We start from the raw sequence: 19697 nt of genomic DNA, 5'->3' as shown, positions 1-19697 counted from the left end.
TTATGCTGACCTTTCTGGCGACCTTTGCGGTGTTTGTGCTGGTGATCTTCGGCATGTCCTTAGGCTGGATCATCAAGCGTAAAAGCATTCAGGGCAGTTGCGGAGGCATCTCTTCCATCGGAATGGAAAAAGTGTGCGATTGTCCGGAACCGTGCGATGCGCGGAAAAAGCGGATGGCTCGCGAGCAGCAACGCATTATTTAGTCTTCCTGGTCGGGTAAGGCAACGCCGCCACCCGACAATTCCCATGCACACTTCTCAACCCTCATTTGTTTACTGTATACTTATCCAGTAACGAGTGAGGGCTTACTATGCGCAAAATAATCCATGTCGATATGGACTGCTTTTTTGCCGCAGTGGAGATGCGTGACAACCCGGCGCTGCGGGATATTCCCATTGCCATTGGCGGCAGCCGGGTACAGCGCGGTGTCATCAGCACCGCCAACTATCCTGCTCGCAAATACGGCGTGCGCAGCGCCATGCCGACAGCGATGGCGCTGAAACTGTGCCCGCATCTCACTCTTTTGCCCGGACGTTTTGATGCCTATAAAGAAGCATCGAGCCACATTCGGGAGATCTTTTCCCGCTACACCTCACTTATCGAACCGTTATCGCTGGATGAAGCCTATCTTGATGTCACCCACAGCGTGCACTGCCACGGCTCCGCCACCCTGATGGCGCAGGAGATCCGCCAGACTATTTTTAACGAGCTGAACCTGACGGCATCGGCGGGTGTCGCGCCGGTCAAATTTCTCGCCAAAATCGCCTCCGATTTAAATAAGCCCAACGGCCAGTACGTTATCACTCCGGAAGAGGTTTCGGCGTTTTTAAAGACGCTGCCGCTCAGCAAAATCCCCGGAGTGGGCAAAGTCTCCGCCGCGAAGCTGGAAAGTATGGGGCTACGCACCTGCGAAGACGTTCAGCGCAGCGATCTGGCGCTGCTGCTTAAGCGTTTTGGCAAGTTTGGCCGCGTACTGTGGGAACGCAGTCAGGGCATTGATGACCGGGATGTGAACAACGAACGGCTGCGTAAATCGGTCGGCGTTGAACGCACGCTGAGCGAAGATATCCATGACTGGACCGAATGTGAAACCATTATTACGGAACAACTCTATCCTGAACTTGAACGACGCTTACTGAAGGTCAAACCTGATCTGCTTATTGCCCGGCAGGGCATCAAACTGAAATTTAACGATTTTCAGCAGACGACGCAGGAACACGTCTGGCCACGCCTCAACAAAGAGGATCTTATCGCGACGGCAAAAAAGGCATGGGAAGAACGGCGGGGCGGGCGAGGGGTGAGGCTGGTGGGGCTGCACGTCACCTTGTTGGATCCGCAGCTGGAGCGTCAGCTGGTGTTGGGACTGTAGATTACGCTAATTGTAGGCCCGGTAAGCGTAGCGCCACCGGGCAACAGACGGCGAATTACTTCGCAGGGATTGCTTTCAGCAGCTCAGTCAGCAGCGTCCAGTAGTGACCGACGCTTTCAATATGAACCTGCTCATCCGGGGAGTGTGGCCCGGTGATGGTCGGCCCAATGGAGACCATGTCCATATCCGGATACGGTTTCTTGAACAGACCACACTCCAGACCCGCGTGAATAACCTGAATGTTCGGGGTGCTGTTGAACAGTCGCTGATAAGTTTCACGCACCAGTGCCATGACCGGAGAACTTGCATCCGGCTGCCAGCCCGGGTAGCTGCCTTTTGCAGACGTTTTCGCGCCCGCCAGGGTACCCAGAGATTCCAGCATGCTCACAACGTACTCTTTACCGCTGTCGATCAGGGAACGGATCAGGCAGATGATCTCTGCGCTGTCGTCACCCATGGTCACCACGCCCACGTTCAGGGAGGTTTCCACCACGCCTTTCGCCACGTCAGAGTTGCGAATAACGCCGTTTGGCGTTGCGTTCAGCAGCTGGACGAACGTGTCACGAGACTGTGCGGTCAGCGCGGCTTTATCCGTCGTAACGGACTCCAGCACCACCGTCAGGTTTTTCTCTTTTGCAGACAGTTCGTTTTTCAGGATCTCCAGATACACGCTGGAGAGTTTTTTCAGTTCGTCCGCTTTCGACGCAGGGACTGCCAAGGTAGCGAAGGCTTCGCGAGGGATCGCGTTACGCAGAGTACCGCCGTTGAAGTCCACCAGACGCAGATCCAGTTCAGCGGCATGGCCCGCCAGGAAACGCGCCAGCAGTTTGTTGGCGTTGCCCAGGCCCAGGTGAATATCACCGCCGGAGTGACCGCCTTTCAGCCCCTTCAGCGTCAGCTTAAAGGTCTCGAATCCGGCAGGGATCGCTTCGCGGGACAGCGGCAGGGTAGAGATGAAATCGATCCCGCCCGCGCAGCCCATGTAGATCTCACCTTCTTCTTCGGAGTCGGTGTTGATTAGAATGTCCGCTTGCAGCCAGTTTGCCTGGAGACCGAACGCGCCATCCATGCCCGCTTCTTCAGTCATGGTCAGCAGCACTTCCAGCGGACCGTGTTCAACGCTGTCGTCAGCCAGCACGGCCAGCGCGGAAGCCATACCAATGCCGTTATCTGCGCCCAGGGTCGTGCCCCGCGCCTTCACCCACTCGCCGTCGATGTACGGCTGAATCGGGTCTTTCGTGAAGTCGTGAACGGTGTCGTTGTTTTTCTGCGGAACCATGTCCAGGTGCGCCTGCAATACCACTGGCTTACGGTTTTCCATACCTGCGGTGGCAGGTTTGCGGATAAGAATATTGCCAACCTGGTCGCGTTCAGCGTGCAGACCTTTTTCCTTTGCCCAGCCCATAATATGTTCGGCAAGCTGTTCTTCGTGATAGGAAGGGTGCGGAATGGAGCAGATTTTGGCAAAAATATCCCACAGCGGCTGTGGAGATAATTGAGACAGTTCAGACACGATAGGTCTCCTTGTCGTTGCGCTGCAAAACAATGTTGCAGGTCACAGGGTTAGCAGGTTAATCGTTACCACAAGTCAGGCTTGCGAGATGCAACTGAGAATACCACTTTCTCCCGTGGCTGGTAGCATTAAGCATGTAAAAACTCAGGCTCATGGCGCGTAACACTGGTTTTTAGTGCGTCAGATCTCTATAATCTCGCGCAACCTGGTTCACCCTCATTTTTTTTAAGCCGTATATAAACAGGCTGGGACACTTCACATGAGCGAAAAATACGTCGTCACCTGGGACATGTTGCAGATTCACGCACGCAAACTGGCTGCGCGTCTGATGCCTTCCGAACAGTGGAAAGGCATTATTGCCGTCAGCCGTGGCGGTCTGGTACCGGGGGCGCTGCTGGCACGTGAGCTGGGTATTCGTCATGTCGATACCGTCTGTATCTCCAGCTACGATCACGACAACCAGCGCGAACTGAAAGTGCTGAAACGCGCGGAAGGCGACGGTGAAGGCTTTATCGTTATCGACGATCTGGTGGATACCGGCGGTACTGCGGTGGCTATCCGCGAAATGTATCCAAAAGCGCACTTCGTCACTATCTTCGCGAAACCAGCGGGTCGCCCACTGGTTGATGATTACGTCATTGATATCCCGCAGGATACCTGGATTGAACAGCCATGGGATATGGGCGTGGTCTTCGTACCGCCTATCTCTGGCCGTTAATTTCAGTACGTAACTTTACACGCCCGGTTATGCCGGGCGTTGTTCTTTTTACCCTGCCACGCGTTACAATGGTCTTCATATGACGTATCCATGGAGGCAACGCAATGACGCAGGCGAATCTCACCGAAACTCTCTTCAAACCCCGTTTCAAGCACCCTGAAACGTCGACGCTGGTGCGTCGGTTTAATCCGGGGACAATGCCTGCCGTTCAGTCAGCGTTAGACGGTAAAAACGTGCCCCACTGGTATCGAATGATTAACCGCCTGATGTGGATCTGGCGCGGCATCGATCCGCGTGAAATCCTCGACGTGCAGGCGCGTATCGTGATGAGCGAGTCCGAGCGTACCGACAGCGATCTCTACGATACGGTGGTGGGCTACCGTGGTGGAAACTGGATCTACGAATGGTCAAAGCAGGCCATGCTCTGGCAGCAAAAAGCGAGCCAGGAAGAAGATGCCACTCTCAGCGGCAAGCACTGGCTGCATGCGGCAAACCTTTACAGCATCGCTGCATATCCGCATCTTAAAGGCGACGAACTGGCAGAGCAGGCGCAGGCGCTGGCAAACCGGGCTTATGAAGAGGCTGCGCAGCGGTTGCCTGGCCGGATGCGTGAAATTGAGTTCGCCATTCCCGGCGGCAGCCCGGTGACCGGATTCCTGCATATGCCGGAGGGGGAAGGGCCGTTCCCGACGGTTCTGATGTGCGGTGGACTGGACTCGTTACAAATTGACTATTACAGCCTGTATGAGCGCTACTTTGCCCCAAACGGAATCGCCATGCTGACGCTTGATATGCCTTCCATTGGTTTTTCATCCAAATGGAAACTTACGCAAGACTCCAGCCTGCTGCACCAGCATGCATTAAAAGCGCTGGAGAATATCCCCTGGGTTGATCACACCCGGGTTGGCGCGTTTGGCTTCCGCTTCGGCGCTAACGTCGCGGTACGGCTTGCCTACCTTGAATCTTCACGCCTGAAGGCCGTCGCCTGTCTTGGTCCGGTGGTGCATGCTCTGTTAAGCGATCCTGCGCGTCAGGGTAGCGTTCCTGAGATGTATCTGGACGTACTGGCGAGCCGACTTGGCATGCATGATGCTTCAGACGAAGCGTTGCGCATTGAACTTAATCGTTATTCATTAAAAACGCAGGGCTTACTCGGCCGCCGCTGCCCAACCCCGATGATGTCCGGTTTCTGGAAGAACGATCCGTTTAGCCCGGAAGAGGAGTCACGCTTAATCACCTCGTCATCTTCTGATGGTAAATTGCTGGAGGTGCCCTTCAGCCCGGTGTACCAGAATTTTGACAAAGCGCTGAAAGAGATCACACGCTGGATCACGCAGAGATTGTGTTAATAGTTTGCTAAATTTCGTTGGTTTGGTAAAACAGTGCTTCACAAAAGGAGATCGCAATGACGTTACCGAGTGGACACCCGAAAAGTAGACTGATTAAGAAGTTCATGGCTCTTGGCCCGTATATTCGAGAAGAGCAGTGTGAAGAGAATCGCTTTTTTTTCGACTGCCTGGCTGTTTGCGTCAACGTGAAGCCTGCACCCGAAAAACGTGAGTTCTGGGGCTGGTGGATGGAAATGGAAGCGCAGGAAAACCGTTTTACCTATACCTATCAGTTTGGCCTGTTTAATAAAGACGGGCACTGGCAGGCGACGAGCATCAAAGATCAGGAAGTGATCGATCGCCTGGAGCATACGCTAAAAGAATTTCACGGCAGAGCTCGCGACCTGCTGGCAACATTGGATCTGAAGCTGGAGCCTGCGGACGATTTTTCCAGCGAAGCGGTGAAACTGAGAGCCTGATGATGTCCCAGCCCCGGGTGGCGGCTACGCCTAACCCGGTCTGAAAAATGTACTATCCCGTACGCCCGGTAAGCACAGCGTCACCGGGCACAAAAAAACCGGCTCAGCGCCGGTTTTTTTATTACCACAACATCAGAACTGGTAGGTCATGCCCAGCGCAACGATATCATCGCTGCTTACGCCCAGTTTATTATCGTCATCAATCTGATTGATCTTATAATCAACAAACGCAGACATATTTTTGTTGAAATAATATGTCGCACCTACGTCGATGTATTTCACGATATCTTCATCGCCGATACCTTCGATATCTTTGCCTTTAGACTGCACGTAACCCAGAGATGGACGCAGACCAAAGTCAAACTGATATTGCGCGACCACTTCGAAGTTTTGCGCTTTATTTGCAAAGCCACCGGAAATAGGGGCCATATTGCGGGTTTCGGAATAGATAGTGGCCAGATAAATATCATTGGCATCATATTTCAAACCGGTTGCCCAGCCTTCTGCTTTTTTACCTTCGCCGCGTGCCTGAAGGTTTTGCTCGTTGGTGCGGTCGGAGCTGGCATACGCACCAATCACAGAAAAATCGCTGCCGCCGAAGTCATAGCTCAGGGAGGTACCGAAGCCGTCACCGTTTTGCTTCTTCACGTCGCGGTTTTCATTTTTGCCCTGGTATTGCAGAGTCATATTCAGGCCGTCAACCAGGCCAAAGAAATCGGTATTACGGTATGTGGCCAGACCGGAGGCGCGTTTCGTCATGAAGTTATCGGTCTGTGCCAGGCCGTCACCGCCGAACTCCGGGAACATATCGGTGTATGCGGCGACGTCATACAGCGCGCCCAGGTTACGGCCATAATCCAGTGAGCCGAAGTCTTTCAGTTTCAGCCCGGCAAATGCCAGACGTGTTTTTTGAGAAGAGTCGCTTTCAGCTTTGTTACCCGCGAACTCAGCTTCCCAACGTCCGTAGCCCGTCAGCTGATCGTTAATCTGCGTTTCACCCTTAAAGCCGAAACGAACATAAGTCTGGTCACCATCCTTAGCGTCATCATCACTGATGTAGTGCATTGCTTTTACTTTGCCGTACACGTCCAGTTTATTCCCGTTTTTATTATAAACTTCTGCTGCCTGAACAGATGCGGAAGCAACTACGCCCATTACCACTAATGCCAGAGTGCTCTTTTTCATTTTCAATCCTGATTTTATAAAAACGCGCTAATATTCGCTGAGTAATAAGATTCGGCTTATTACCCCGTGAAAAACAGGAAGGGTTTTATCGTTCGTGGGTGAAAGTTTTATGACAAAGTAAGAATATGTCTAAAGAAGTATGTTTTAATTTTTCGGTAATAAAATTGTCAAAATCTGCCGCTACGCTTCCTGATCCCGCGCAACAAAGTGACGGGTCATGCGCTAAGGCAGTTGGCAACGGGGCTGACACCTGTTAAAACGTCTGACTGACATCATTTTCCCTTATTGTTGAACGGCAGAGAATCATGAGTGACAGCCAGACGCTGGTGGTAAAACTCGGTACCAGTGTGTTAACAGGCGGATCGCGCCGCCTGAATCGTGCCCATATCGTTGAGCTTGTACGTCAGTGCGCTCAGTTGCATGCCGCAGGGCATCGTATTGTAATTGTGACATCCGGGGCGATTGCCGCCGGGCGTGAACACCTGGGCTACCCCGAACTCCCCGCGACGATCGCTTCCAAACAGCTGCTGGCCGCCGTGGGACAAAGCCGACTCATACAGCTCTGGGAACAACTGTTCTCCATCTACGGCATTCACGTCGGGCAGATGCTGCTGACGCGTGCGGATATGGAAGACAGAGAACGTTTCCTGAATGCCCGCGATACGCTGCGCGCGCTGCTGGATAACCATATCGTTCCGGTCATTAACGAAAACGACGCTGTTGCCACCGCTGAAATCAAAGTGGGCGACAACGATAACCTCTCTGCGCTGGCGGCGATCCTGGCAGGGGCCGATAAGCTGCTGCTTCTGACCGATCAGCAGGGGCTGTTTACCGCTGATCCGCGCTCTAATCCACAGGCTGAACTGATCAAAGACGTTCACGGCATTGACGATGCGCTGCGCGCCATCGCGGGTGACAGCGTTTCTGGTCTGGGGACAGGCGGCATGGGCACCAAGCTCCAGGCCGCGGACGTGGCGTGCCGGGCCGGTATCGACACCATCATCGCCGCGGGCAGCCGTCCGGGCGTAATCGGTGATGTGATGGAAGGCATCTCTGTGGGTACTCGCTTCCACGCCCAGGCGACTCCGCTGGAAAACCGTAAACGCTGGATATTTGGCGCGCCGCCTGCGGGCGAACTCGTCGTTGATGAAGGGGCGACCGCCGCGATTCTGGAACGAGGAAGTTCATTACTTCCTAAAGGAATTAAAAGCGTGACAGGCAACTTCTCCCGTGGTGAAGTGATCCGCATCCGTAACCTCGAAGGCCGCGACATCGCCCACGGCGTAAGCCGCTATAACAGCGATGCCCTGCGCCGCATCGCGGGTCACCATTCGCAGCAGATCGACGCCATTCTGGGCTATGAATATGGCCCGGTTGCCGTGCATCGCGATGACATGATTATTCGTTAAGGAGCCAGAACATGCTGGAACAAATGGGCGCCGCCGCGAAGGCCGCCTCTTACAAACTGGCGCTCCTTTCCAGCCGCGAGAAAAACCGCGTGCTGGAAAAAATCGCTGATTATCTGGAATCTCAGTCGCAGGAAATTTTGCTCGCCAACGAGCAGGATCTGCTGGAAGCGCGTCGCAACGGCTTGAGCGAAGCGATGCTCGACCGTCTGGCGCTGACCCCGGCGCGTTTGAAAGGTATTGCCGACGACGTCCGTCAGGTGTGCAACCTCGCCGACCCGGTAGGGCAGGTGATTGACGGTGGGGTGCTCGACAGCGGGTTACGCCTTGAACGTCGTCGCGTGCCGCTTGGCGTCATTGGGGTGATTTACGAAGCGCGTCCAAACGTGACGGTGGATGTCGCCTCCCTGTGCCTGAAGACCGGTAACGCCGCGATCCTGCGTGGCGGGAAAGAGACCTGGCGCACCAACGCCGCGACGGTAAACGTCATCCAGCAGGCGCTGGAGGAGTGTGGTTTACCGGCGGGTGCCGTGCAGGCGATTGAAAGCCCCGACCGTGCTTTGGTTAACGAGATCCTGCGCATGGACAAATACATCGACATGCTCATCCCACGCGGCGGTGCGGGCCTGCACAAGCTGTGCCGCGAGCAATCTACCATTCCGGTGATCACCGGTGGTATTGGCGTATGCCATATCGTGGTGGATGACACCGCGGAGGTAGAACCTGCGCTGAAGATTATCGTCAACGCTAAAACCCAGCGTCCAAGCACCTGTAATACGGTAGAAACGCTTCTGGTGCATCAGGGCATCGCCAGTACCTTCCTGCCAGCGCTGAGCAAGCAGATGGCGGAAAGTGGCGTCACGCTGCATGCGGACGAGAAGGCTTTCGCCCTGCTGAAAGACGGTCCGGCGAAGGTCGTTCCGGTTAATGCGGAGCAGTACGACGATGAGTATTTGTCGCTGGATCTGAACGTGAAGGTAGTTGCGGATCTCGATGACGCTATTGCGCACATTCGTGAACACGGAACCCAGCATTCTGACGCGATCCTGACGCGCACCCTGCGCAATGCCGATCGGTTTGTGAATGAAGTGGATTCGTCTGCGGTTTACGTCAATGCCTCGACGCGCTTTACCGATGGCGGCCAGTTTGGTCTGGGCGCGGAGGTGGCGGTGAGCACACAGAAGCTGCACGCCCGTGGTCCGATGGGGCTGGAAGCACTGACCACCTACAAGTGGATCGGCTTTGGTGATGATACCATTCGTGCGTAAATAATCGCGGGTGATGCAAAAATAGCCGTTTGATTCAAAAGGGCATTGACGCATCACCCGGTTAGATCTACTCTTTTGCCCCGTGGTTACGCTCGTAACCGGCCTTTCAGGGCCGATATAGCTCAGTTGGTAGAGCAGCGCATTCGTAATGCGAAGGTCGTAGGTTCGACTCCTATTATCGGCACCATTCAAATCAAGTAGTTACGCGTCATTTGTACCTTCCTTATTTTCACTATGGGACAGATTTGGGACTGAACACCCAAAAATCGAGTCTATTTGCCGCGCATGTTCGGTCAAGTGATTGGGTGCCAGATGAGCATAGCGACGAACCATTTCGATTGACTCCCATCCTCCCATCTCCTGCAACACAGAAATAGGCACTCCAGCCTGAACAAGCCAACTTGCCCACGTATGTCTCAGGTCATGAAATCGGAAATCCTCAATCCCTGCTCGTTTTAGCGCACCCCTCCATGCAGTGTTGGCATCGTAGCGCATCTTCCTCACTACAGGTGATTTGGTTCCGTCAGGCTTAGTGCTGCTTTCCTTGTAAACGAACACCCACTTGTGGTGATTTCCGATTTGCTTTTTCAGCACCCTGCAAGCAGTATCATTCAGCGCCACGCCAATGGCCTGATTAGACTTGCTCTGCTCCGGGTGAATCCACGCAACTTTTCTCTGCATGTCTATCTGCTGCCATTCCAGATTGATGATGTTCGAACGTCTTAAGCCAGTAGAAAGCGCAAACTCTACGACTGACTTAAGCGGCTCCGGGCATTCATCAATCAACCTTCTCGCCTCGTGAGGTTCAAGCCATCTGATACGCTTGTTCTTCGGTTGAGGAACTTTGACGATCGGAGCCTTATCCAGCATCTTCCATTCACGTTCTGCTGCCCTGAGCAACGCCTTAATGAATGATAGGTGAGTTGCTTTTGTGGCTACCGCTGCTGGCTTTGGTTTGTATTCTGGAGGCTTCTTCCCTTTCTTGCGACACGCCTCTTCCATGAGCTTCCAGTTCTCCTCGTGACGGCGATTTGTCATCTTCTGGATAGCAGAGTAAATCTTCGTTTCTGTAATGTACTTCAACTGCATCCCTGCAAAATGCTGTAGCCAGAATCCGATCCGGCTCTTGTCGTCGTCCAGTGACTTCTTATGAGACTTCTCCTCAAGCCACCTGACACAAGCCTCCTCAAAGGTCATTTCAGGGGTTTCTCCTAATTTACTCACCCTCCATGTTTCGGCCTTTAGCTTGTCATGAAGCTCCGTGGCCTGCCTTTTGTCCTTTGTCCCAAGAGACTGCTTAAATCTTTTGCCGTCCGGTAATGTGAAGCTGGCGTACCAGGTTTCACCTCTGCGGAATAGTGACATTTCAGTTCCTCTGTTATGCCATCACCCGCGCTCACGCCGACAGTATGCAGCGGAGACTGAAGCGCCGCAATGCAGGCTTGCCGTGTAGTGAGGTATGGGGATTTTGGTTTGGAAGGGTCTTTGCGTGTTGCCTGAAGTCGGCCTGTGCGAATCCAGTTGGTTGCGGTAGGTCTGGATATCTTGAGAAATGCACAGGCCTCATCGAGTGTGAGGCTGTGTGATTCCATGGTTACTCCGATAGCTTGAATCGCTTCTGGAATTCTTTCCTTGTTACGCAATATTCAAGATAACTTTCGTTGAATTTAATCATCGGAAAGTCAGCAAACAGGACGCGGGAGAGTCCAACCACTGTAACGATGAACTTTGAATTATCGCCATCAATATTCTGTGACTCGTAAATGCAGCCGCCTTCGATTTTGATTTCTTCGCTGTCTGACATTATCTATCCCCAATAAAAAACCGCCATTGCGGCGGTCTAGTCGATGCGGATGTGTGGAATCTTTCCTGCTGCAACATCTGCGTACAGTCTGTTTAGTTGCTCTTCTGTAACCGATCCATTTGCCCGGAGAGAATGAGACAGTTGTCGCATTGTCTCGTGGCGTCTCTTATCTGCTTCTGATCGGATAGGGCGGAAAGAGCCTGACTTTTGCACTCCGACACAATCAAGCCCATTGTAAGCCTGGCTATTTGACAGCCATGTAAAGGCGATCCCTTCAGATTTGATTAGCTCAATTCGTACTGGCTGCCATCCATCAAATTTAGTTTCATACTCACATTCACACCCCACAGGAGGCAATCCCTCACCATCCCATTCTGGCTTGCTGGCAACTAGTGCGGCTTCGTATTGCTCGCGGGTTACTTCATCATCACCAAAGTCATCTGCCCTTTGGAACTTAAAGTTACTTTGATAATTAGGACCATCAAACAGAGCCCCATCAGGATATTGCTCAAGGCGTTCAACGCCATCGGGCCACCCGCCCCTAGATGGCAATTCCTTAACCAGCAATTCAAGCAAAGTCATCATCAATCTCCTTACGCTAATTTCTTATACACGCGAGGCTCATCAACAGTAGCCGCGCGAAGTTCGTATTCGTGATGCACCGAGTAGTTGCCGTCATCCCACCTGCACCAGTATTTCGGGTGGTCACCCTCTGGCTCAATCTGGCTCTCAACCATCCCTCTGATGCCTCCAGACTTAAGCTGCACTAACGCGCCCACAGCAAATTTAGCCATTTCACACCTCACGCTGCGTCTGTGAATTCAAATAAAAAACCGGCCTGAGCCGGTTCTTTTGCCTTTCTTTCTACCCACTCCGGTATTGATGGAGGGTGGACATTTTCTATGGCTGCGCGCAGCACAGCTGTGCGAGCTAATTTGTCTGTTATCTCAGGAAATCGTTTCTCGGTTTTTGGTACGTTAATAGCAACATTGGTAGAATCTGCGCTGGCGAATGGGTACATACCAAGCACCCTGACATCTAGCATCCTCAATCCGTGAAGCTTAACTTCCGAATTTCTATTGATGTATAGCTCGGTAAACACCTCATTCATGCGATGCTCCCACCACTTTGAACGTATATGCCTGTGAGGTCCGCAGCATCCTATTGCCACCCATTCATACCGATCTGATAGCCTTACAAGTCTTTCAATTGATTCATCAGAGTGCCAAACTGGAACGGCCTTTGAAGCAAGCCAGTGAGGCACAAGCTCTAACTGCTCATCATTCTCTTCCTCAGACCCCTCAATAACATCAGGTATAAGAAACCACTCAATGCGGCTGAACCATTTCCCTACGAAGTCATAAAACTTCTCACTTCGCCTCCCCCAATCCACGGCTATCTTTTTCTTTTTGGATTTATCCCATGCAGAAAACGCTCCGTTATCAAGCCTGATGTCACATGGAAACATCGCGACTTTCTTCATCTGTTCAGGCCTTGCAAAGGAAATAAACGCCCCACCGTCACGGTACAGAGCCTTTATGAGCATATCTGTAGGTGAATCCTTATCACCCCAAATAGGACCTCCGTGAAAGTGGACTGTCATCATCTCTTCCTTAAAATTAATGACCAGATAAAACCTCCGCCAACCTTAGCAATGAACTGGCCGGCAATGATTCCTGGCATAAGAGAGCCGAATGCGATAAGCGGGAACGATATAGAGTCAATGGCTGAAGCAGTTATATTTGAGGCATTTGCCTTAACTGACCACGGCTTGCGAATCAATAATTGATAGACACTACCGTCACCTAGCGATGCGAGAACGAACGAGATTGAAGAGGCAATGGCTATCATCCCGCCTGCTGGATTTATGGTGTAACTGATGACTCCGGAGAGAACAGAAAGCCCAGTAACCTTTATAAATCCAATCCGTTCATGAAGAACGTCGCGAAGGATGAAGTCGAGTCCAATGAGAACGAAGGAGTTGATGATTGACCACCATGGGCCGAACACAAACACCAGGTAGTTAGCTGCGCAAATTGCTAATACATATACCAGTGCAGCCATAACAAGCCCTCTGACATGTGAATGAGTGAAGAGATAGCCGCCCATGCAATAAGAGCCATGATGACGGCTGCCACTGGGTTGAGTTGCATACGGGCTCCGGATAAAGAAAAACCCGCGATGTGCGGGTTTGTTATTTGGCTGGAGGTGAGGGGAGTGGCATCCAGTGAGTTGGCTGGCAGTAAACTCCACCTCCGTTTGGTAGGGGCGCAAAACGGAAATAACCATCCTGTTCATTGCGCTCCATGTAGCCTACCATTACTGCGGGCTTCCTGCCTATCGGTGACCTGTGCGTCATTCAGATGGGTCCAGGTCGCACAGTAGAGTACGCACAAGCATTCACTAAGGCGTTACGCACAAGCATTCACTAAGGCGTTACGCACAAGCATTCACTAAGGCGTAATGAAATATGGGCGAAGAAAATAAAATCGGTCGCACATCAGATTACTCAGAAGAGTTAGCGGAAAGCATCTGCCTGAGACTGGCGGAGGGTGAATCGCTGCGCTCCGTCTGTCGTGATGATGGGATGCCATGTAAGCAAACGGTGTTGAGATGGATTAGCCGAATCACCTGACCAGTTCCTGCGACAGGTTAACCTGATGTCTAACCAGACTGGAATCGCGTTTAAAGGCCGTGATGCTGCTTATCTGAGAGGGCTGAAGAACTATCTGGAGTCAACGAAGAGAGCGGGGCAGGCAGGGGTAACAACGCCAACCGGACAGCAGGCGATCCCGTTTATAATGGGAATTGGCACTGTAACTAACCCAGCATTATTAGGGGTTGGTGGTGGATATGGATTGCTGGCAAGGATGTATGAGAGCGAGCCAGCACGTAATGCAATGCTGCGTCTGGCAAACACCCCAAGAGGATCCACTGCTTTTGAGAAAGCGCTATCTGACGTCGAGAGAGTCGTTAACTCATTCGCTCAGGGTGCGAAGTCTGAAGCGCTAAGTGAATAGGGCGACGCCAAGACAGATACCGAAAATCAAGAATGCAAAGTTCAACCAGTCTCGTTCCATAATTCCTCCACTTTTTTAACTAATTATAACCGACCTTAACGCAACGCTGCGCAAGTTCTAGCTTGTGCGGCTTTGCTGCGCCCGGAGCACAGTAAATGTCAGATATCACCGCAAATGTTGTAGTGAGTATGCCTAGCCAGTTATTCACTCTGGCGCGTTCATTCAAAGCAGTTGCAAACGGAAAAATCTATATCGGTCAGATTGATACCGACCCAACTATACCCGCTAACCAGATTCAGGTTTACATTGAAGGTGAGGATGGGGATTTAATTCCTGTATCCCAGCCAATCTTGATCAACGCCGGTGGTTATCCAGTTTACAATGGTCAGATAACCAAGTTCGTGACGGTTAAAGGTCACTCCATGTCTGTGTATGATGCATATGGAGTCCAGCAATTTTATTTCCCGAATATTTTAGGCTATGAGCCTGACCAATTTGCAAGCACTCTTAATCTTTCATGGCTAAGGGGGATGAACGGATTTTTGGGCGGGGATGTATACCCGCCATCAATTGGCGTAAATGCAAATGTTGGAGAAATTATTCCTGCCGGCACGAGATATATCAGGCTAAATGGAGTTGTGATGATGCTTAGCGCACCATTATCATCTCCTTTAACTATTGCGAGTTATGACACAACGTCTATCAATGGTTCTGTAGAACTTTACCCTGTAACCTTTTTTCATGAGGTTAATTCAGGGTGGAAAATCGCACAGAATGACACCCAGTTACAGAGGTTGCTTGGTGTTGGTGGAAATATAATTCTGTCCTCAGAAAACTATACGCTGTCAGGCGATTTCACGGTAAATAGTGATTTAACTATTAAATCAAAATGGAAAAAAAACAAAATTCACAGTCAACCAATTTTGGCTGAGAACACCATTAACAGCGTCAATCAGGCAACCATATGACATAATAATTGATGGTTCGATAGATTGGGAATTTCACAGCAATCAGATAACAATGCACCAAATCCATCATTTGCAATCATAACTGGGGGGAAATGTTTCTTAAGGGATATTTCTATGCATGGATCGTGGTACAGCAATGCAGAGTGCAACACTGGAACAGAATTCTATGCATACAACGTATATAGCTACGATGCAGGGCTAGGGAAGCAATCTGGAGGGTCAGGAGATGCAGAAACTAGGCTAGGCTCTGGCCTTGTAGTTAAAAACTTTGGTAAAGTATTTATAGATTGCTTCAGAGGCATAAACACCTACCAGTCAACCCTATTTGTCTACGCTGACATTGCAAACAGAACAAGCACCATTGATATTTCAAGGACTGAAATTAACAGCTCAGGAGGTAACGGTATCAGGGTGATGGGGTCGGATACAGATCACGTTGGTGCAACCAGGGTAGTTATAAGCAACTTCATCATCAAAAACTGTGAGTCTCATGGAATTAGGTGCAACTTTAGACTCGGTGTTATTAACACAGGTTATATTGAGTCTAGCAATGCATCTTTGGCGATAGAATATGCAAGTGATTTGCTGATATCTGATGTAGTGTCTAGCAGGTGTGCCACCGGGATACTATGTAGATATTATCCATTAGATGGCACAGATAAATTAACATTTTCCAATATCAAGATAAGCAACCCATCTGTACAGGCAATTTATTTCGCAAGAAACTCAGGTAACACTACGAACGCGTTGGGAGAAATAAGGTTCTCTGATATTGAGATAGATATCACAGACACAAACGCGAGAGCTATCGATTTTAGCGGGAAACCGACAGGTACATCAGGAAACTGTGATGTAACATTCAGTGATATCTCAATTACAGGAGCCTGGGCTGACACAAACAGGGCTTTTGTCGAGGTTACTGATTGCAGGCATATTAAATTCGCAGGTGTTACATTCCTGTCAACTCAGGGAACGCCTAGTTCATATATCAAAACAGGAGCATCAACAAGCGTCATAATGAAAGAAGTAACAGCTCTTTCGCACTTCGGCTCCTCATCTGTTGTAAGGCCATTTGAGATCTTGACAGGAACCGAAACTGTTAATATTACTGGATGCGTTATACATGTGACCAGTAATGGTAATGTTGCATATTCCAGTACCCCCACATATAGATATGAGTCGTGCAATCAATTTTTGAATAGCAGCAACAATAAAACATGGACACTGACCAACTACTCCACACAAACAAGGAGCGTAGATGCGGCAAGTAACCCTGCATTAGCAACCCTTATTGCAGATATTGCAAGCAACAATGCGATAACAAGGTAAGCCGAATTCAGCTTACCATTCAATCAGCAACCAACGGGAGATGAGGAAAACCCTCTCTCTCTAATACCTTCTTTTCCAAGGGCATACAAGACAAGGCATAGAGGTATTACAGCAGTTCCAGAGTACACAATATGTCCAGCAACGAATGAAACAAAGAGCGTCATCCAAAAAAATGCCACGCAGATTAAATTATTTTTAGCTTCGTAAGTGATCTTGTTGAGGAGTCGTTTTAGCTTATAGAAATAACTTACAAAGAAAATAATTCCTGGAATTCCAAACCATAAGTAAACATCAACAAAGTCCATTTCTGTTGAGCTTTTAACACCAGAGAATGTCAAATAATCCCTTCCAAATCCAAATACGTAACCGGCACTGAAGTCTAGTAAATTCAACTGGTTTAATGCATCTATTATAAACGTATCACGGTCAGAAAGAACCGCCCTTAACAAACCACCAGTCTCATACATCCATGATAATCTGCTAACAATATCTGAAGAAGTCACTTTAGAAATTAAATCGTCAAAAAACAATACTGTAAATATCATTATGATAATAGTAGTGAACGCCTTTACAACTGCATTTGTTCTGCCAAACGCCCAAACAGCAAATATTATTGCAGTAGATGCCAGAGATGCTTTTGTAGAAAGCATGACTGAACAAAAGAGAAGCATTGACATTGCAAATATGCATACAATTTCATTTTTAAAATAGCATACAGAAAATAATGAGAAAATCATAATAACGAAGGAAAGCTCATTTCCCGAGTAAAAGTATCCTTTTACGCCCATGCTATCACCAGCTGATACTAGTTCGTTGCCATATGAAGAATACCCAAAGCCAAAGAAACCAAGCAAGAAATTAACAAAAAGCAATATAAGCAGTATTGCACATATTTTTCCGATAAATTCTTTACTTGGATTTAAATATGTTAATGTTGTCATTACGATGAAGAACATCATGCATCTTATTGCTATCTGCACTGTTTCAGATATTGTTTCTCCACCTCCGCTTAACGCGAGCACAAATGCCGAGCCGCAAACAAGGAATATTACTGCGGAGATATACCATGATACAACTAAAGGTTTTTTTATTATCAAAATGGAAAAGCAAACTAATATAATGAATGATTTGTATATTTGCGAAACCACCCCAGTATCATATGTATTCAATACATAACCGTTAAGCATATCAATGGGGATTGACATGCTTAACAGCGCAGGGAAAATCAAGTTTATCACTTTCATTCTACTTACCTTGCTTATATTCTAATTTATTTAACAACTTATTACACCTAACATAGTATAAGTCAGAATTATTTTTTGCATAAAAGCCGTCCATTTCCTTATTGAAGGACGTTGCGTACCCTTCAAAGTCTTCTTTTAAAGCTGGCAATCTTTTTATGCAATCATCATATTTCAAATCGAATGATGACCTAATTGTGAAGTTAATATTTGAATCAGGCTTGGCGGTGCTTTCATCTGCACTCTTAGGATAAAAAACAAAAACTACAATGAATATTATTAATGTCAATATTAAAAGGTTGATATATTCCATAGTATCTATTATTAATGAATAGTGTTTTATCATGATATCATCTTACGACATTTTTAGTAAATAATTGACATGAAATCATTTTTAACCATGCCATAACATGCTGCCTTTATTTTGACCGGCAAGACAAAAACTCATCCTAACGCCACCTAATTCTGGTGATCTGCGCTGCTGCGTAGAACGGTTCTTTCTGATAAATGCACTGGCAGCATCAATGCTGACTAGGCAACCCTAAAAAATTTAACATGATAAAAATCAGTGAATTCGGAAAGGTCTGAAGTGTAGCACCATAAAGACTATTGATCGATACCGCCGATAGATAATGCTGTATGCATATACAGTAATTATCGGAGGTGAGTTATGGGGTTCCCGAGTCCAGCTGCTGATTACGTTGAAACGCGCCTGTCACTTGATGAGGTGCTTATCCAGAAACCAGCCGCTACGTACTACATGCGAGCTGGTGAGACTATCTACAGGTGCGGCATCATGAAGGATGCGCTCCTTGTCATCGATTCGTCGCTTAAGCCGTGTGACGGATCGCTTCTTATCTGTGACTGCAACGGTGAGTTTAAAGTAAAGAGGTATCGCACATATCGTCAGCTCCGCCCGAACCTCCTGCGCGAAGTCATCATCTGGGTTTTCCTCCAGCCAGCGCCGCATGGTCATCCATTTCGCGGCTTCGTACCTGTCCCAGCCTTCCTGGTCAGCCAGCACCATTTCAACCAGGTCATAGCCCTGTTGATCGAAAGACGCAACCAGACCGGGCAGAGTGAGAAAGTCTGCAATCGACGAGACGCCGCAGGCCTGGGCTGTCTCCTCCGTCGCGGGTACCTGACGCCAGTACGGTTCGCCTATGAGCATTATTCCCCCGGGCTTGAGGCTTTTTGCCAGCAGATCCATTGTCCCGGCTACGCCCCCCGCAATCCAGGTTGCGCCAACGCAGGCCGCCACGTCACATTTTTCATTCGCGACGTAGCCGGCCGCGTCGTTATGAATGAAATGGACGCGTTCGCTGACGCCAAGTTCCTCTGCGCGCAGTGTGGCCTGCGCGGTGAAGAGCTGGCTCATGTCGATGCCGGTACCGGTACCGGTAATACCGTAATCACGTGCCCAGGTACAAAGCATCTCTCCCGTGCCGCTGCCGAGATCGAGAATGCGTGTGCCTGGCTTCATGCGTAGCACACGGCCAAGCGTGGCGTACTTTTCTTCGGTGAACGGGTTATGAATGCGGTGTTCGCTTTCGCTAACAGTAAAAATACGTGGGATATCCATCATCCTCTCCTCAACGATTATCAGGCTGAGCGCGAACGTTGTTCAGCCCCGTAGTGTTAATGCGGTAGGGCTGACCGTTAACGGATTTGATCAGCTTTTTGGTTTTGAGCTTTTTGAAAACGGCGAGCGTGCAGTCAGCCAGCAGTAGTCCTTCGCGGCTATAGCATTCAACGGCGGTGACGCGGCCGGAGGTATCGCGGACGTGCACAATACGGCCACCTTTGGCGAGAACGTGTAAGGTACGTTGTTCCTGACGGGATAAATTCATACTGGAAAACCTGTTTAATCATCATGGGCAAAACGTGCAAACACACAGCGGTGTCCGCATACGGTTTCAGCGCATTGATAATCAGTCCGGCCTGGAATGGTCGGGAAGCTGATTATCGGATGATTACATTCTCCAGCATCAAAGCCTCGGATTGAGTTGATAGATATTTACGGGGTGAATGATAACACCTGTTTATTGTCAGTGAATACCCAGGGGTGA

At 49.6% G+C, this 19697-nt stretch carries 20 protein-coding genes, 1 tRNA gene and 5 pseudogenes; 13 read left to right on the top strand and 13 right to left on the bottom strand.

Translation table 11 applies throughout. The features are described from left to right. The first annotated feature begins 2 nt into the window (after positions 1–2). Together nqrM and dinB are read left to right on the top strand one after the other, a co-directional pair. Positions 3–203: a (Na+)-NQR maturation NqrM gene (gene nqrM, locus CU081_RS23210; protein ID WP_003863212.1), complete on the top strand. Its 201-nt coding sequence runs from the start codon at positions 3–5 to the stop codon at positions 201–203. Positions 204–310: 107 nt separating this feature from the next. Beyond that, complete coding sequence (dinB, locus tag CU081_RS23205; protein WP_003863209.1) at positions 311–1369, top strand: DNA polymerase IV; 1059 nt, start codon at positions 311–313, stop codon at positions 1367–1369. 55 nt (positions 1370–1424) lie between these two features. On the opposite strand, the gene pepD is transcribed toward dinB, so the two are convergent. Then, positions 1425–2882, bottom strand: coding sequence for a cytosol nonspecific dipeptidase (gene pepD, locus CU081_RS23200; protein ID WP_003863206.1), 1458 nt, complete (start codon positions 2880–2882; stop codon positions 1425–1427). 259 nt (positions 2883–3141) lie between these two features. Between pepD and gpt the strand changes: the two genes are divergently transcribed. The 3 genes from gpt (at position 3142) to crl (ending at position 5407) form a co-directional block, all read left to right on the top strand. Continuing rightward, positions 3142–3600 carry a xanthine phosphoribosyltransferase gene (gene gpt / locus CU081_RS23195; RefSeq protein ID WP_003863205.1) on the top strand — a complete coding sequence of 153 codons (459 nt, stop codon included), beginning with the start codon at positions 3142–3144 and terminating at the stop codon, positions 3598–3600. A gap of 104 nt (positions 3601–3704) precedes the next feature. Then, entirely contained in the window at positions 3705–4949 is a 1245-nt protein-coding gene (gene frsA, locus CU081_RS23190) for an esterase FrsA (protein ID WP_023295967.1), read from the top strand. Positions 4950–5005: 56 nt separating this feature from the next. Next, positions 5006–5407, top strand: a complete 402-nt coding sequence (crl, locus tag CU081_RS23185; RefSeq protein ID WP_003863201.1) for a sigma factor-binding protein Crl — start codon at positions 5006–5008, stop codon at positions 5405–5407. 132 nt (positions 5408–5539) lie between these two features. Here the strand turns inward: crl and phoE are convergent, their stop codons facing one another. Then, on the bottom strand, positions 5540–6592 hold the full coding sequence (phoE, locus tag CU081_RS23180) for a phosphoporin PhoE (RefSeq protein WP_003863199.1): 1053 nt from the start codon (positions 6590–6592) through the stop codon (positions 5540–5542). Between the two features lie 305 nt (positions 6593–6897). On the opposite strand from phoE, the gene proB reads away from it, so the two are divergent. From proB to CU081_RS23165, 3 genes are all read left to right on the top strand, one after another. Further along, positions 6898–8001, top strand: a complete 1104-nt coding sequence (gene proB, locus CU081_RS23175; RefSeq protein ID WP_003863197.1) for a glutamate 5-kinase — start codon at positions 6898–6900, stop codon at positions 7999–8001. Positions 8002–8012: 11 nt separating this feature from the next. Further along, positions 8013–9266 (top strand): glutamate-5-semialdehyde dehydrogenase, encoded by a 1254-nt coding sequence (proA, locus tag CU081_RS23170; protein ID WP_003863195.1) that lies wholly within the window; start codon positions 8013–8015, stop codon positions 9264–9266. 111 nt (positions 9267–9377) lie between these two features. Continuing rightward, positions 9378–9453, top strand: a tRNA-Thr gene (locus CU081_RS23165). A 14-nt stretch (positions 9454–9467) separates the two neighbouring features. On the opposite strand, the gene CU081_RS23160 is transcribed toward CU081_RS23165, so the two are convergent. The 8 genes and pseudogenes from CU081_RS23160 to CU081_RS26930 form a co-directional block, all read right to left on the bottom strand. After that, positions 9468–10631, bottom strand: coding sequence for a site-specific integrase (locus CU081_RS23160; protein ID WP_058647473.1), 1164 nt, complete (start codon positions 10629–10631; stop codon positions 9468–9470). Between the two features lie 161 nt (positions 10632–10792). Further along, positions 10793–10858 (bottom strand): annotated as a pseudogene (locus CU081_RS26670) (helix-turn-helix domain-containing protein); the annotation flags it as partial. Positions 10859–10860: 2 nt separating this feature from the next. Beyond that, positions 10861–11070 (bottom strand): hypothetical protein, encoded by a 210-nt coding sequence (locus CU081_RS23150; RefSeq protein ID WP_003863189.1) that lies wholly within the window; start codon positions 11068–11070, stop codon positions 10861–10863. 36 nt (positions 11071–11106) lie between these two features. Then, positions 11107–11655 carry a hypothetical protein gene (locus CU081_RS23145; protein WP_032628143.1) on the bottom strand — a complete coding sequence of 183 codons (549 nt, stop codon included), beginning with the start codon at positions 11653–11655 and terminating at the stop codon, positions 11107–11109. 8 nt (positions 11656–11663) lie between these two features. After that, positions 11664–11864, bottom strand: coding sequence for a hypothetical protein (locus tag CU081_RS23140; RefSeq protein ID WP_003863184.1), 201 nt, complete (start codon positions 11862–11864; stop codon positions 11664–11666). Positions 11865–11872: 8 nt separating this feature from the next. After that, on the bottom strand, positions 11873–12676 hold the full coding sequence (locus tag CU081_RS23135) for a hypothetical protein (protein WP_225622201.1): 804 nt from the start codon (positions 12674–12676) through the stop codon (positions 11873–11875). Continuing rightward, a complete protein-coding gene (locus CU081_RS26935; protein WP_148983995.1) occupies positions 12673–12921 on the bottom strand; it encodes a VUT family protein in 249 nt (82 codons plus the stop codon). The genes CU081_RS23135 and CU081_RS26935 overlap by 4 nt, the downstream gene beginning before the upstream one ends. A 343-nt stretch (positions 12922–13264) precedes the next feature. Next, positions 13265–13378, bottom strand: a complete 114-nt coding sequence (locus CU081_RS26930; protein ID WP_157787724.1) for a DUF551 domain-containing protein — start codon at positions 13376–13378, stop codon at positions 13265–13267. A gap of 162 nt (positions 13379–13540) precedes the next feature. On the opposite strand from CU081_RS26930, the gene CU081_RS26925 reads away from it, so the two are divergent. From CU081_RS26925 to CU081_RS26185, 4 genes and pseudogenes are all read left to right on the top strand, one after another. Next, positions 13541–13705, top strand: a complete 165-nt coding sequence (locus CU081_RS26925) for a hypothetical protein (RefSeq protein WP_328227990.1) — start codon at positions 13541–13543, stop codon at positions 13703–13705. After that, positions 13698–14090: pseudogene (locus CU081_RS23120) on the top strand (lytic transglycosylase domain-containing protein); the annotation flags it as partial. The gene CU081_RS26925 and the pseudogene CU081_RS23120, both read left to right, overlap by 8 nt. Before the next feature lie 155 nt (positions 14091–14245). Then, positions 14246–14599 (top strand): annotated as a pseudogene (locus tag CU081_RS23115) (phage head-binding domain-containing protein); the annotation flags it as partial. Positions 14600–15082: 483 nt separating this feature from the next. Continuing rightward, on the top strand, positions 15083–16387 hold the full coding sequence (locus CU081_RS26185) for a hypothetical protein (protein WP_123839384.1): 1305 nt from the start codon (positions 15083–15085) through the stop codon (positions 16385–16387). A 23-nt stretch (positions 16388–16410) separates the two neighbouring features. Here the strand turns inward: CU081_RS26185 and CU081_RS23110 are convergent, their stop codons facing one another. Then, on the bottom strand, positions 16411–17631 hold the full coding sequence (locus tag CU081_RS23110; RefSeq protein WP_022650438.1) for a hypothetical protein: 1221 nt from the start codon (positions 17629–17631) through the stop codon (positions 16411–16413). 667 nt (positions 17632–18298) lie between these two features. Here CU081_RS23110 and CU081_RS26665 point away from each other — a divergent pair. Next, a pseudogene (locus CU081_RS26665) lies at positions 18299–18478 on the top strand (S24 family peptidase); the annotation flags it as partial. A gap of 51 nt (positions 18479–18529) precedes the next feature. Here the strand turns inward: CU081_RS26665 and CU081_RS23095 are convergent. Continuing rightward, a pseudogene (locus CU081_RS23095) lies at positions 18530–19210 on the bottom strand (SAM-dependent methyltransferase); the annotation flags it as partial. Between the two features lie 10 nt (positions 19211–19220). After that, on the bottom strand, positions 19221–19478 hold the full coding sequence (locus CU081_RS23090) for a YjhX family toxin (RefSeq protein WP_003863178.1): 258 nt from the start codon (positions 19476–19478) through the stop codon (positions 19221–19223). Positions 19479–19697 lie beyond the last annotated feature (219 nt).

Origin of the sequence: Enterobacter sp. CRENT-193 (assembly GCF_002787395.1) — a bacterium.
Lineage (GTDB): Bacteria > Pseudomonadota > Gammaproteobacteria > Enterobacterales > Enterobacteriaceae > Enterobacter > Enterobacter hormaechei_C.
This window is presented reverse-complemented; position numbering and strand designations above follow the sequence as displayed.

What these genes read in the sequence shown, in the direction of transcription:
- nqrM (WP_003863212.1), top strand. Translation starts at nt 3, where the DNA reads ATGCTGACCTTTCTGGCGACCTTTGCGGTGTTTGTGCTGGTGATCTTC.
- dinB (WP_003863209.1), top strand. Translation starts at nt 311, where the DNA reads ATGCGCAAAATAATCCATGTCGATATGGACTGCTTTTTTGCCGCAGTG.
- gpt (WP_003863205.1), top strand. Translation starts at nt 3,142, where the DNA reads ATGAGCGAAAAATACGTCGTCACCTGGGACATGTTGCAGATTCACGCA.
- frsA (WP_023295967.1), top strand. Translation starts at nt 3,705, where the DNA reads ATGACGCAGGCGAATCTCACCGAAACTCTCTTCAAACCCCGTTTCAAG.
- crl (WP_003863201.1), top strand. Translation starts at nt 5,006, where the DNA reads ATGACGTTACCGAGTGGACACCCGAAAAGTAGACTGATTAAGAAGTTC.
- phoE (WP_003863199.1), bottom strand. Translation starts at nt 6,592, where the DNA reads ATGAAAAAGAGCACTCTGGCATTAGTGGTAATGGGCGTAGTTGCTTCC.
- proB (WP_003863197.1), top strand. Translation starts at nt 6,898, where the DNA reads ATGAGTGACAGCCAGACGCTGGTGGTAAAACTCGGTACCAGTGTGTTA.
- proA (WP_003863195.1), top strand. Translation starts at nt 8,013, where the DNA reads ATGCTGGAACAAATGGGCGCCGCCGCGAAGGCCGCCTCTTACAAACTG.
- CU081_RS23160 (WP_058647473.1), bottom strand. Translation starts at nt 10,631, where the DNA reads ATGTCACTATTCCGCAGAGGTGAAACCTGGTACGCCAGCTTCACATTA.
- CU081_RS23150 (WP_003863189.1), bottom strand. Translation starts at nt 11,070, where the DNA reads ATGTCAGACAGCGAAGAAATCAAAATCGAAGGCGGCTGCATTTACGAG.
- CU081_RS23145 (WP_032628143.1), bottom strand. Translation starts at nt 11,655, where the DNA reads ATGATGACTTTGCTTGAATTGCTGGTTAAGGAATTGCCATCTAGGGGC.
- CU081_RS23140 (WP_003863184.1), bottom strand. Translation starts at nt 11,864, where the DNA reads ATGGCTAAATTTGCTGTGGGCGCGTTAGTGCAGCTTAAGTCTGGAGGC.
- CU081_RS23135 (WP_225622201.1), bottom strand. Translation starts at nt 12,676, where the DNA reads ATGATGACAGTCCACTTTCACGGAGGTCCTATTTGGGGTGATAAGGAT.
- CU081_RS26935 (WP_148983995.1), bottom strand. Translation starts at nt 12,921, where the DNA reads ATGATAGCCATTGCCTCTTCAATCTCGTTCGTTCTCGCATCGCTAGGT.
- CU081_RS26930 (WP_157787724.1), bottom strand. Translation starts at nt 13,378, where the DNA reads ATGGAGCGCAATGAACAGGATGGTTATTTCCGTTTTGCGCCCCTACCA.
- CU081_RS26925 (WP_328227990.1), top strand. Translation starts at nt 13,541, where the DNA reads ATGGGCGAAGAAAATAAAATCGGTCGCACATCAGATTACTCAGAAGAG.
- CU081_RS23110 (WP_022650438.1), bottom strand. Translation starts at nt 17,631, where the DNA reads ATGAAAGTGATAAACTTGATTTTCCCTGCGCTGTTAAGCATGTCAATC.
- CU081_RS23090 (WP_003863178.1), bottom strand. Translation starts at nt 19,478, where the DNA reads ATGAATTTATCCCGTCAGGAACAACGTACCTTACACGTTCTCGCCAAA.